The sequence below is a fragment of the Bacillus clarus genome (assembly GCF_000746925.1).
Classification (GTDB): domain Bacteria; phylum Bacillota; class Bacilli; order Bacillales; family Bacillaceae_G; genus Bacillus_A; species Bacillus_A clarus.
In genome coordinates, this window is record NZ_JMQC01000011.1 from 112,167 (window position 1) to 125,550 (window position 13,384).

The following is a 13,384-nucleotide window of genomic DNA, read 5'->3' on the forward strand; positions in this document are numbered from 1 at the left end:
GTTTTATTATAAGCGCAATTTTGTTTTTCTAGCTTGAAAGTTATAGTTTAGATATTGAAGATATGGATCATGTGAATGAAGAGGAAATTAATGGCCAATTACATGAATTATACGAATATCTATCGGAACTATGGAAGGAATTTAAAGACAACAAAAAGGAACAGTGGACCAATCTTACCTTTGAATTGGCATCCGATGGGAAATTTAATGTTGACTATAATTATAGAAATTTAGAAAATGATGACAGCTATGAGCAACGTGTAATTTGGGAATATGAAAAATTAGGTATCGTCCCAGACAAGAATAAAAAACGTGATTTCAAGATAATCGAGAAGCATAAAAAGAATACAAGCGAGTTATAAAGAAAGAGGATTCAATACATGAATCTTGTAAAATAAAATAATCTTAAACTCCTCTAAACACGTGGATGTATTTAGGGGAGTTTTTATTATGTAAAGTGGGAGAATTTTAGTATGTGTTGACACTGAGATGAAGTTTCAAAGTCGAAATATATCCATTTGTAACTATCTTCAATGGGTTACAAATGGAAATGTTAATAATATGTACATAGGATAAAAACAGAAAATTAATAAAATATTGACCTCTTTATAGTTAGTGCTATAAAATTGAAAGCGATAACAAACGTTTTCTTAAAAATGTTTTCCATGATCTTTTGATATTTAGAGATATAACAAGGGATAAGTAACTCTTTTTTTAACTTTTAATGCAAACGTTTTCGTTAATTGCTATTTCTTTTTATTTTCCTATGAAAAGATCATTGAAATAACTATGTAAAAACATTCACTATGGAGGTGTTATAAAAGAGGTTCCTAGATTAACTTAAGTAAGTGTTACTTAGTTAGTAACATATATTTTTGAAATGAACATAATGAATTATTCGTAATATTTTAAGAAAGGGTGTATGGAGTGCAAATGACAAAAAAATTAATTAACAAGACATTTTTATTACTTACTGTAATTGCTATGCTATTATCTTGTTTTTCTTTTCAGAGTGTACAAGCAGAGTCAAATACGAAAACAACTGAAATTATCATTCACTATAAGGAGAAGTCTGGAGATGCAAAGGACTGGAGTCTTTGGATGTGGACTGAAAATGCGAGTGGTCAATCCTATGAATTTACTGGGGAAGATGAGTTTGGTAAGTATGCTAAGGTGAAAATAGATGGTGATTATAATCGTGTAGGATTTATAGTTCGTACGAAAGAATGGGAAAAAGACGGTGGTGATCGTTGGATTGAAAATATTAAGGATGGACATACTGAAGTATGGGTTCTTTCTGGTGATGATAAAGTATACGATTCTAAGCCTTCTTCTGAACTTTCTATTCAGAAAGCAACCATTGATAGCTTCAATGAAATCACTATGACTACTAATATTCCATTCAATATTAAGGAGCAAAAAATTGAAATTGAGGGCGTTAACATTGAGAAAGTTAGTCCTTATGATACAAATAATGGAGATATTACCAATAAGGTCAAAATCATTACAGAAAAGAATCTTGATTTAAAACAAACATACAAAATCAAAATGGGAAATTCCATTGAAGCTAATACTGAAATTGGTAAAGTAATTCGTAGCGAGGAATTTGATCATTTATTTTATTATGATGGGAATGATTTAGGTAATATATATACGCCACGGGAAACAAAGTTTCGTTTGTGGGCTCCCACTGCGAGCGAGGCAAAGTTGGTTACTTATAAGAAATGGAACGATGAAAAAGGTACTGAAATCAGCATGGATCAAGGCGAAAAAGGAACTTGGATGGCAAAACTTACAGGTAATCAAAAAGGCCTTTTTTATACATATAAGGTGAAGGTTGGGGGCAAATGGACTGAGGCCGTTGATCCATATGTGCGTGCTGCTTCTGTTAACGGTGATAAAGGTGCAGTCGTTGATTTAAAAGAAACAAATCCGAAAAATTGGAAGGGGAACAAAAAGCCGAAATTTAAAAAGCCGGAAGATGCTATTATTTATGAGTTGCAGGTACGTGATCTTTCCATTCAACCTGAAAGTGGTATTAAACAAAAAGGAAAATATCTTGGTGTAACAGAAAAAGGAACGAGAGGACCAGGAGGCGTAAAAACAGGTCTTGATCATATTAAAGATCTTGGTGTTACTCATGTCCAGTTTTTACCGATATTTGATTATGCTTCAGTAAATGAAGAAAAATTAAATGAACCACAATATAACTGGGGATATGATCCGAAAAATTACAATGTACCAGAAGGCTCATATTCTACTAATCCTTATGAGCCCACTGTTCGAATTACTGAATTAAAGCAGATGATTCAAACACTACATGATAATAATCTTCGTGTTGTGATGGACGTTGTATATAATCATATGTACAATGCAGCTGAATCCAATTTCCACAAGTTAGTTCCAGGTTATTACTATCGTTACAACGAGGATGGTTCACTTGCAAATGGAACGGGAGTAGGGAATGATACGGCTTCTGAACGAAAGATGATGAGAAAATTTATGATAGATTCCGTGGGTTATTGGGCAAAAGAGTATAATTTAGATGGATTCCGTTTTGATTTGATGGGTATTCATGATGTAGAAACAATGAATTCGATACGTAAAGCCGTTAATCAAATTGACCCTTCTATTATCCTTCATGGAGAAGGATGGGATTTAAATACCCCTCTAGCGCATGAGTTAAAAGCAAATCAAAAAAATGCGGAGAAAATGAAAGGAATCGCTCATTTTAATGATGATATTCGTGATGGATTAAAAGGTAGCGTATTTGGAGATAAGGATAATGGTTTTGTGAACGGAATGCAAAATATGGAAGAGCGCATTAAAAAAGGAATTACGGCTGGTTTGGACTATGATAAAAAGGTGTCTACTTATCAGGATCCTGAGCAGGTTCTGACATATGTAGAAGCACATGATAACCATACATTATGGGATAAGCTTGAGTTGACTAATCCTGGCGACAGTGAAGAAGTACGTAAACAAATGCACAAGTTGTCTTCTTCCATCATATTAACATCGCAAGGGGTTTCATTCTTGCATGCAGGGCAAGAGTTCATGCGTACAAAATATGGTGACCACAATAGCTACAAATCTCCTGATTCGATTAACCAGCTGGATTGGGTGCGCCGTGCAGCATTTGATAAAGAAGTAGATTATATGAAGGGCTTAATAGAGCTACGTAACAATCATTCAGCTTTTCGCATGACATCTGCTGAACAAATTAAAAAACATTTAACGTTCATTGATAAGCCAAAAAATGTTGTAGCTTATACAATAGATGGCAAAACAAATGGTAATAAAAACGAATACTTTGTTGTAGCTCACAATGCGAATAGAGAATCTATGGAAGTAATTCTACCATCAAAAGGTCCTTGGAAAGTACTAGTAGATGGTGAACGTGCAGGAAGTAAAGTGTTATATGTTTTCCATGATAATAAGATTAAGGTTCCTGCATTAAGTTCATTTGTTATAAAAACAGAAAAATCGGTCAAATAAGAATAGATGATATAAAAGAAGCAAAGATAAAAGCAATTGAAAAGTGGCGATATAGTCGAAATTAAGATTAATGGTCTAGCGATGATATTGTGTATGGTATCGCTAATAGCGGTATTATTTGGTTTGGTGTAATCGGTTGTTTAGTAACGCTTGTCTATTCAATAAATAATTGGTTCACGTTAGAAGTTGAATATAATTGTTTCATATTGTGGTACAGGTGATAATGGTTGCGTATTTATCGATGGGAGTGAGACACTTCCTGCTTCTTCAACAGCAAATCTTTCAGAAGGTGCATCTGCGAGATATTGAAATTGTTGAACGTTAGCATTATTAGCTGTCGAGTTTCCTGCTATATCTAAAACCTTTCCACTATGTTTTGATTCAATAACATAATGCCCATCCGCTTCACAATGAAAGTACCAGTATTCAGAAGGTGTATCGCCAAGCCACTCATATTGGGGTCCCGCCAACAAAACGAGAATTTTGTACGCTAAGGAATTATTAAGGGGGTCTCTTCATAAAAAGGGGTTCAGCTGAGATACATGTGATTTTGGGTTATAGTCTGTATTTTATTTCTATTATCCGATTATCGTGTAACAAAAAGGTATTTTAATAATAATGTTACGGATTATTTTTGATACAGAATTTTGTTACAGCTAGTTCAACGGTTAGGATATTTCATATTTTCAAATACAAAACGTAACAAAAACGAACGTTTATGTTACAAATATCACCAAAAAATAACTTTCGGTAAAAAATGTATTTATATGACCCAGTTTTACACGTATCTCGGCTGAACCCCAAAAATGCGTAATTACAACGTTAAGAAATTGTCTATATATGCACGATTTTATACAGACGGTGCACCAGCAGCATTTTTCTGTAGAATCGAAAAAAGACTTATAGTAACTGCGTTCATACGCCTTTGCATAAAAAACTGTATGGACGTATCGCAAACAAAAAAACCTCAAAACACTGTACTGTCAACGTTTTGAGGTTTTTTGTTTGTCCAAACTTTCATTTGGGAACGTTATTATGTATGTATTTCTATAACTTAAAACTTTACAGTTATTATAGTTTACAATTGCAGAAAATCATTCTAACGCTTTATTAAAGTGGAACACCGTCGTTCTATCAGTAATCTTCTTTTAACATCGCAAAAATTTTAGTGTCACGGAATTCGCTTTTTATGAATTCATTCTTTCTCAAAGTACCTTCAAACTGCATGCCAACCTTTAGCATTACTTTCTCTGAACCAACATTATCAATGTCACAACCACCCTCGATTCGATTTAAATGAATTACATCAAAGCCGAATCGAATTAATTCATTAAGAGCTTCAGTTGCAAAACCTTGTCCCCAATACGCTTTATTCAAAACGTAGCCAATTTCTGCTTTACTATGTTTATTAGACCAACCAATAAAAGCACAATTCCCAATAACTTTCTTGCTTTCTTTATGCACAATTGCCCAATTAACAGCTTGACCTTTTTCATGTCGTTCAGTAATAACTTTTATAAATTTATTTAAGGTGTCTTCCTTTGATTGACTTCCCAAGTCATAGAATGTGTTATTTCTGGGTCAGAGAAAATTTCAAATAAATCATCTACATCATCCAATTCTATCTTTCTAAATAAAAGGTGTTCTGTTTCAAGAACAGGTATTTCCTTAAAAAATTTTTCAATCTCCATAGTAGTTCCTCTTTTGCATTTATTTATTATTTATAATAAAGTATTTTTCCTGTCTCGTCACTTTAATTACAGGAAATGCACCCAAAGTGAGGTTCGGGAACTTTTATACTTAACGTTGTAAATACGCATAAATCTGAAGGGACCCCTTAAGGTAAAAAACTTTGTTTTACCGTACGTTAAGAAAGTTTCATAAACACTATTTTGTATTTGATATGGTACTTTGTTTTTGGTAATGAGTTTTGAAACTGTTTTTTGACCATATTTCTCTTCGTTTTATTGGAACTCAATAAAGTTCCTTAAACGATCGTTTTAGGGACTTTTTGGTACTGGTTAGTCCAACCTTAAGGACAATAACTATAAGGTTTCTAAAACAAACTAGTGGATCAAACCTATTTGTTGGTTCATCTAAACGTACGAAATCCGCGAAATGTTGGTGCTACCCCATTATATGTAATTCTGTATAAATGGATATATTAGAATCAAGTTGTTTGTATACTAATTAGTGAGATGCATCTTTATATATTATTTTAAAATTGTCTTATTTTGATTATGCGAACAATTACTATAAGGAGCTGGAATTAACATGAAAAATAATAAAAAACTTTTGAAATTTTTGTTATGTGCTAGTACTTTTTGTACAACCATTTTTTGTTCAATCGGTACGATGTCAGCTTATGCTATTTCTGAAACTCAACTTGAAAACTGGCCAAAATGGATGCAGGCAATCCCTGATAACACACCCTTAGGGCGAATCTCTATCCCTGGAACCCATGATAGTGGTACATTTAAGTTACAAGATCCGATAAAGCAAGTATGGGCAATGACTCAAGAGGAGGATTTTAGTTACCAAATGGATCATGGTATCAGGTTTTTTGATATTAGAGGGCGTTTAACAGATGATAACACAATAGTGCTCCATCATGGCCCCATATATCTTTATGTAACCCTCCATCAATTTATTAATGAAGCTAGCAAATTTTTAAGAGATAACCCTAGCGAAACTATTATAATGTCTCTTAAAAAGGAATACGATGACATGTCGGGGGCTAAAGGTTCATTTGTTGAGACTTTCGAAGAAGATTATTTTCAGAATCCTATATTTTTGAAAACGGATGGGAATATTACATTGGGAGATGCACGTGGAAAAATTGTATTACTCAGAAGATATTCTGGTAGCACAGTCACTGGTGGATATAATAACTTTTCTTGGCCTGACAATACAGAGTTTGAGTCAAATATAGATGAAAATTTAAATGTGTCAGTGCAAGATAAATATAAAGCTTCTTATTATCCAAAATTAGACGCAGTTAAAAGTATGTTAGGTAAAGCTGATGATAATGCTCAAAACTTAAATCATATATATATAAACTTTACTAGTTTATCTTCTGGTGGTACAGCATGGAATAGTCCATATTATTATGCTTCCTATATGAATGCGGAAGTAGCAAATTATATTCAACAAAAAAATCCTAAAAGGGTAGGATGGGTTATTCAAGATTATGTGGGAGATAGATGGTCTCCAAAACTCCATGAAGCAGTTATAAGAACAAATAAATTCCTTTAAATTATCGGACTAAGGAATCACTTGTCACCCGTTGACTGATGAAATGGAATGGCTAATTCAAAATCTTATACTATTTAAAAATTAATGGCTATGGGAGTGCTCCCATAGCCATTAAGCTAAAATTTTAATCCTCAAAATACGAAACTCCTAAAATCATATTATATATGGGGTACCGCTCCATCACCATCAAGCTAAGAAAAGCAAATACCTCAAAACGAGAAAATTGGCATCTCCAGGTGGAAATGTACAATTTTTTATTTTTGGGGCGTTATAAATTTCTTAAGTTGATGGGCATGTGGTGCTACCCCATCGCTATCAAGCTAAGCTTATGCAAAGTCAATTTTAGACGAGATTGTTTCTTTTTCCTAAAGGACAAGTGTAGGTGATTGAAAGGTTTGCATACGAAAGAAACCCTAACGGGTTTCACTTTTTTGAATTAAGCGGCTTGATTATCAGACAGGGTACAATTGTAAATGACACCTAATATATCAAAGACCGTTTTTTTCTCATATCGATGAGATTTCCGCCCGTTTTGCTGTAGGAGATTGAACAGGCGAAGTAACACCTTTGATAGCTCTTGGTTGTTTTTTTGAATAGTTTGGAATAGAAGAAGAAAATAGTCTTTAATCATATATATGGCTTTATACTCACTAAGCTCTCGTTTTTTCTTTATGAGGAGCAATTGGCGCATTTGAAACATGATAGAAGAACAGAGTAGAATGGCAATCAATTGACCATATAAATGGCACTCCAATCGTTCTGGTTTTATCTTTTTACAATGATGAATTTGAAAGAATGACTTCCACGTTTTAAATAAAATTTCGATTTGCCAACGCAAAGAATACCAGTCATGTACCTGTCCCATCGGGACAATATCTGTAGGGGGGGTTGTCATATATACATTGATACCACTGAGTCGTTTACTACGAGGAGAATACTTCATTCCTTTCTTTTTTTCTCTTACAGCTTGATCTTGTAATCGTTTTTGTTGCTGTTGTTTTGTTAATCGATGAACAATTACGCGAGCTGGCATTTTATCCATCATTCCTACATAAGCATCAACTATTTCACATGTTTGTCCTGGTTGAAGGGAGTTCATTAACGTCTCCATATCTATCTGTATATACTCTGTACCTTTCTTAATTCTTCCATCTTGAAAATAATCAGGATTAGGATTTTTTTGATAAATACGTGTATTCGACTTGATACGAGAGATATAGTAGGCCTCTTTATCTTGTATATATTGAAGGTCTTTTAAATGAAAATAACCTAAATTTCGGATGCATAAATCATTCGCTGTCACAGTTGGAGCACACAGAGAGCCGTAAGTGCGATCATGTTGTTCACCTGGACCTGTATGAATATGTAGGAACTGTCCCCTTAACAAATCATACTCAAGTTGAATTTTTATCCCAGCTGTATGGCTGCATCCTCCTGCACCTGGATAAACCGATGAAAATACATCCGGGAGTTGAAATGCAGTTGAATCTAAAATACGAATACGCTTAAAAACAGAAGTGTATGGAGAAGAAATCGGCATAGATGTGGCCAATTTTTTGCTTAGTAGTTCGGCTAGTAGGTGTTGTAAAAGTTGGACGGCCGCCTTATTAAATCGTTGATTCAGTCCCTCAGGACTGATGAGTACTGCTGTTGATGCTTCTAAACAGCTTAGATAACTGAGTTAAAGAAGTCATAGCTACATTTTGGCTCACCCATACACATAAAGCTACTAAATCTTTTGCTTGGTACTTACTGGTTCGTTGTACAAAACCAACATCTCTAGCAAGATCTTGTAAGGTATTTGGAGATAAAAAACTTTGAATCTCTTCAGCAAATAGTTGTAATTCGTCAGACACAGAAACAGACATAAAAAACGCCATCCTTTCCTATGATTCTACAGAAAGAATAACGTATTTTATTCATTTTGAGGGCCACTTGATGAGCATAGGGTATCAGAAAAAACACGTTAAGATTAGTAATTACATACTATTTCATTTCATACAAAAGGAATTTGTTCATTATTAACGAAAGTGTATGTTAACTAGATGAATTCATTCATACACAGTACTACAAAAAGACATGGGAACAATCTTATACTATGATACATAATTATAATCCGTTTTAAAAACTAGGAAAATTAAGGAGCACATTGTATGGGGAAAAAAGTACTGTTTTTTGGAGATTTCGGAATTGACGATACGATAGCTATCATATATGCGCATTTGACAGATAAAATTGATGTTATAGGAATTGTTGCAGACTATGGGAACGTACCTAAAGCTGAAGTTGTTAGAAATGTTCGCTTTTTACTTAAAAGTGTAGGAAAAGAATATATAAAAGTTTTTGGTGGGGCGGAGCATTCCATGTCTTCAGAAGCTGAAACTTTTTATCCAGAAGTTCACGGTAAATTTGGGATAGGGCCCATTTACCCAGGACTAGAGCTTCAAACATTTGAGAATTTTTTTGAGGTTCTTACACTTATTAAGCAGTATAAAAATGAACTTATTATCGTGAATACCGGAAGGCTAACTTCACTTGCAACTTTATTTCTCCTTTATGGAGATGTGATGGAATATGTACATTCTTATTATATTATGGGAGGAGCTTTTCTATATCCAGGAAATGTTACTCCCATTGCCGAAGCTAACTTTTATGGCGATCCTGTAGCGGCCAATATTGTAATGAGATATGCAAAGAATCTATCAATTTATCCTTTGAATGTTACACAATCGGCTATCGTAACACCAGAAATGGTCAATTTTATTCACTCTAAAGGAAAAACTAAGTTTTTAAAGCCTCTTTTAGACTATTACTATTATCAATTTTATCAAAAAAAAGTTCCTGGAATACAAGGTAGCCCGGTTCATGATGCGCTCACTTTGATTGCGATTAATCGTGATGATATTTTTATGTATCATCAATCAGCAGTGACGGTTAATATACTTGATACTATACGAGGACAAAGTATAGGAGATTTTAGATCTACTTTTGAACCAGAAACATTCGGTAATCGTCCAAAACATAGGATTGCAATACAAATGAATTATGAACAGTTTTTTAAGGAGTTTATGACTGTAATGACTGGCGACCTATTTTAGTGAAAAACCTTATATATAAGGGGATGTTTTGCTAGCTTGATAGCAAAACATCCCCACGTCCATCAAGTTAAGATTTTAAAGTACCCTCTAAATGGAAATTTTGTGTTTTTATAGACCTGAAATTTGTTTTTATCGTTTTGGGGGTAACTTGTTTTCTTAAGTTGATGGATGTGGGATCACTATATCATTCTGGGAAAATTGTACGCTCAGGACTACAAAACCTTATCGTGACAGCATTTTGTAAGATACATACATGTTCAGAAAGAAAAACATCAGAGGTTAATTGAACATTGAATTGTTTACACGCTTTATAAACATGATTATAACTAGAAAACGTTGATATTATTGAGTTTTATCCTATGTTCATAAAACATAGGAAATGTACAAAGAAAAAATATGCAATATTGCATTTTATATTATTCTATCGGGATAATATGTTATTTTTTGAATGGAATATATAAATGGAGGAAATGTTATGAACAAGAAATCAAAATTTACTCAAATGATGCTCGGTATTAGTACAATGGCCTTATCATTTGGAAGTATTCAAACACAAGTATCAGCGGAAGAAAAAACACCTTATAATGTGTTACAAGTGAAACCAACTGGGATTGGAACTTCAAAAGATGAACTTGCACATTCTACAAAAGCAGACGAAACATTGTCTTATGAAGAACGTTTAAAAGTGAACGATTTTTCACAACGTCCAGCTCGGGCAGTGAAACAAGCGGCGCCAAAACAATATCAGCAAAAGTATTCTTTATCAGAGCTAAATAGAATGAGTAATGACGAATTCATCGATACATTGGGAAGTATTAGTGGGAATCAAATCACAGATTTAGATCAATTTAATCAAGAAACAAAAGCGTTTTATCAAAATAAAGAGCGAATCCAGCTTATTATTGATGAATTAGGTCGTCGTGGAAGCACATTTACAAAAGATGATACAAAAGGGATTGAGACGTTTGTTGAAGTATTACGTTCCGTATCTTATGTAGGCTTTAATAATAAAGAAGTAAACTATTTATATGAGCGAAGCTTCCAAGATAAATGTTTACCAGCATTAAAAGCAATTGCAAAAAATCCGAATTTTAAACTTGGTACAGATAAACAGGATGCAGTAGTATTTGCATACGGTAAATTAATTAGAAACACTTCTTGTGATGCTGAAACCGTTCAATATGCAGCGAATATATTAAAACAATATAACGATAATATTTCTACATATATAAGTGAACAGAATAAAGGGGCCGTCGTGTATCAGCTTATCCAAGGGATTGATGATGATGTGCAGTCTTACTTGCTTGCTACACGTAAAAAAGCGAATGAAACAATATGGTATGGGAAAATTGATGGCTTTATAAATGAAATCAGTCGGATGGCGCTTCTGAATCAAGTGACAACAGAAAATAAGTGGTTAATTAATAATGGTGTTTATTATACTGGTCGTTTTGGGAATTTCCATAGTAATCCAAATAAGCCTTTAGAAGTACTTACACAAGCAATGCATATGTACCCGCGTTTTAGTGAAGCTTATTTTAATGCGGTAGAGCCAATTTCAACAAACTATGGTGGAAAAGATTATTACGGAAATACAGTAGATTTAAAGAAAATACGTGAAGAAGGCCAGAAGCAGTACTTACCAAAAACGTATACATTCGATGACGGTGCTATTGTATTTAAAACAGGAGATAAAGTAACGGAAGAAAAGGTTAAGAGATTATATTGGGCTGCTAAGGAAGTAAAGGCACAATATCATCGTGTAATTGGAAACGATGCAGCGTTAGAAGCAGGGAAAGCTGATGATGTACTGACAATCGTCATTTATAATAATCCAGATGAATATAAACGAAATAGCCAACTATATGGATATGATACAGATAATGGTGGAATTTATATTGAAAACGTCGGAACGTTCTTTACATATGAACGTACACCGCAGCAAAGTATTTATACTTTAGAAGAATTGTTCCGTCATGAATTTACACACTATTTGCAAGGAAGATATGAAGAGCCTGGATTATGGGGACAAGGAGAAATACATCAAAATGAACGTTTGACTTGGTTTGATGAAGGAAATGCAGAATTTTTTGCGGGATCTACTCGTACGAATAATGTTGTTCCGCGCCAAAGTGTAATTAAAGGATTATCATCTAATCCTGCAGAGCGTTATACAGCAGAACGAACATTATTTTCGAAATATGGATCATGGGACTTTTATAATTATTCTTTTGCACTGCAGTCTTACTTATATACTCATCAATTTGAAACTTTCGATAAGATTCAAGATTTAATTCGCGCAAATGATGTGAATGGTTATGATGCATATCGTGAAGCTTTAAGTAAGGATCCAAATTTAAATAAAGGATACCAAGACTATATGAAGCAGTTAATTGATAATCAGGGTACATATAATACACCACAAGTATCAGATGATTATTTAGCTGAACATGCACCAAAGCCATTAGCTGATGTAAAGAAAGACATTACAGAGGTAGCAAAAATAAAAGACGCAACGATTACAAAGCATAAGTCTCAATTTTTTGATACGTTTACATTAGAAGGGACATATACAGGCGGTGTAACAAAAGGAGAATCTGAGGATTGGAAAACGATGAGCAAAAAAATCAATCAATCTTTAGAACAGTTGGCGCAAAAAGAATGGAGCAGCTACAAAACAGTTACAGCGTATTTTGTTAATTATCGTGTGAATGCGAAAAATCAATTTGAATATGATGTTGTATTCCATGGTGTTGCAACAGGGGAAGAAGAAAAACAGGCGATTAAAGTAAATATGAATGGGCCGTATAATGAGATATTGAATGAAAAAGTTGAGTTTCATAGCGATGGTACAGAAAGCACAGGCGGAAAAATTGTTTCTTATCTCTGGGATTTTTGGGATGGTACAACAAGTACAGAAGCAAATCCTACTCATGTATATGGTAAAGAGGGAACATATACTGCAAAACTAACAGTGAGAGATAATAAAGGAAAAGTGGGCCGAGGACAAACAACGGTTACCGTGAAAAAGGATGAGCCAGCAGGCCATAACTATCAAGAGGCAAAGGTACTTAGTTTTAATAAGCTTTCAAAAGGAAATATGGATAAACCTAATATGGCGTATATGTATACATTCAATGTCACATCTCCAAAAGAATTAGATATTTCTGTTATAGATGAACAGGGAATTGGGATAAACTGGGATGTATATCACGAATCAGATCTAGGAAATCCTGTTATTACTGGTCAAGCGGATGGAAATAATATAAAAGGGAAATTTGAAGCGAAACCTGGGAAATATTACTTAGTTTCATTTTTTGATCAGGAAAATAGAAAGGGAACATATTCATTATTAGTAAAATAAATTCGTTTAATTATATAACGATGAATCGTAATGAATAAGAGCCTTTTGCTATTCCTTGTTTATCTGTTTAACAAAGAATAATGTAATATTCGAGAAAAAATTGAATGAAATAAAAAAGAATCCCTTATGATTTCTGGGATTCTTTTTCAGGTTCTGTTGCAAAGTTGTT

At 33.7% G+C, this 13,384-nt stretch carries 7 protein-coding genes and 3 pseudogenes; 6 read left to right on the forward strand and 4 right to left on the reverse strand.

The genetic code is table 11. The annotated features are described in order from the left end of the window. Positions 1–50: 50 nt before the first annotated feature. The 3 genes and pseudogenes from DJ93_RS28560 to DJ93_RS34255 all read left to right on the forward strand — a co-directional run. Positions 51–362 (forward strand): annotated as a pseudogene (locus tag DJ93_RS28560) (immunity protein YezG family protein); the annotation flags it as partial. A gap of 565 nt (positions 363–927) precedes the next feature. Continuing rightward, entirely contained in the window at positions 928–3,498 is a 2,571-nt protein-coding gene (pulA, locus tag DJ93_RS28565; protein WP_042984941.1) for a type I pullulanase, read from the forward strand. Between the two features lie 30 nt (positions 3,499–3,528). Then, positions 3,529–3,719: pseudogene (locus DJ93_RS34255) on the forward strand (hypothetical protein); the annotation flags it as partial. Here DJ93_RS34255 and DJ93_RS28570 read toward each other — a convergent pair. The 3 genes from DJ93_RS28570 to DJ93_RS32965 all read right to left on the reverse strand — a co-directional run bounded on the left by DJ93_RS28570 (position 3,678) and on the right by DJ93_RS32965 (position 5,189). Next, positions 3,678–3,968, reverse strand: a complete 291-nt coding sequence (locus DJ93_RS28570; protein ID WP_042984943.1) for an RICIN domain-containing protein — start codon at positions 3,966–3,968, stop codon at positions 3,678–3,680. The pseudogene DJ93_RS34255 and the gene DJ93_RS28570 overlap by 42 nt on opposite strands. A 664-nt stretch (positions 3,969–4,632) precedes the next feature. Continuing rightward, positions 4,633–5,055, reverse strand: a complete 423-nt coding sequence (locus DJ93_RS28575) for a GNAT family N-acetyltransferase (protein ID WP_052109769.1) — start codon at positions 5,053–5,055, stop codon at positions 4,633–4,635. Next, positions 5,025–5,189 carry a GNAT family N-acetyltransferase gene (locus DJ93_RS32965; RefSeq protein WP_117287990.1) on the reverse strand — a complete coding sequence of 55 codons (165 nt, stop codon included), beginning with the start codon at positions 5,187–5,189 and terminating at the stop codon, positions 5,025–5,027. Before DJ93_RS32965 ends, DJ93_RS28575 begins: the two co-directional genes overlap by 31 nt. Positions 5,190–5,772: 583 nt before the next feature. On the opposite strand from DJ93_RS32965, the gene DJ93_RS28580 reads away from it, so the two are divergent. Beyond that, a complete protein-coding gene (locus DJ93_RS28580; RefSeq protein WP_042984946.1) occupies positions 5,773–6,753 on the forward strand; it encodes a phosphatidylinositol-specific phospholipase C domain-containing protein in 981 nt (326 codons plus the stop codon). Between the two features lie 436 nt (positions 6,754–7,189). Here DJ93_RS28580 and DJ93_RS28585 read toward each other — a convergent pair. Continuing rightward, positions 7,190–8,621: pseudogene (locus tag DJ93_RS28585) on the reverse strand (IS4 family transposase). Between the two features lie 285 nt (positions 8,622–8,906). On the opposite strand from DJ93_RS28585, the gene DJ93_RS28590 reads away from it, so the two are divergent. Further along, positions 8,907–9,851: a nucleoside hydrolase gene (locus tag DJ93_RS28590; RefSeq protein WP_042984948.1), complete on the forward strand. Its 945-nt coding sequence runs from the start codon at positions 8,907–8,909 to the stop codon at positions 9,849–9,851. 475 nt (positions 9,852–10,326) lie between these two features. Beyond that, complete coding sequence (gene colA, locus DJ93_RS28595; RefSeq protein WP_042984951.1) at positions 10,327–13,215, forward strand: collagenase ColA; 2,889 nt, start codon at positions 10,327–10,329, stop codon at positions 13,213–13,215. Positions 13,216–13,384: the final 169 nt, after the last annotated feature.

What these genes read in the sequence shown, in the direction of transcription:
- DJ93_RS32965 (WP_117287990.1), bottom strand. Translation starts at nt 5,189, where the DNA reads ATGGAGATTGAAAAATTTTTTAAGGAAATACCTGTTCTTGAAACAGAA.
- DJ93_RS28580 (WP_042984946.1), top strand. Translation starts at nt 5,773, where the DNA reads ATGAAAAATAATAAAAAACTTTTGAAATTTTTGTTATGTGCTAGTACT.
- DJ93_RS28590 (WP_042984948.1), top strand. Translation starts at nt 8,907, where the DNA reads ATGGGGAAAAAAGTACTGTTTTTTGGAGATTTCGGAATTGACGATACG.
- colA (WP_042984951.1), top strand. Translation starts at nt 10,327, where the DNA reads ATGAACAAGAAATCAAAATTTACTCAAATGATGCTCGGTATTAGTACA.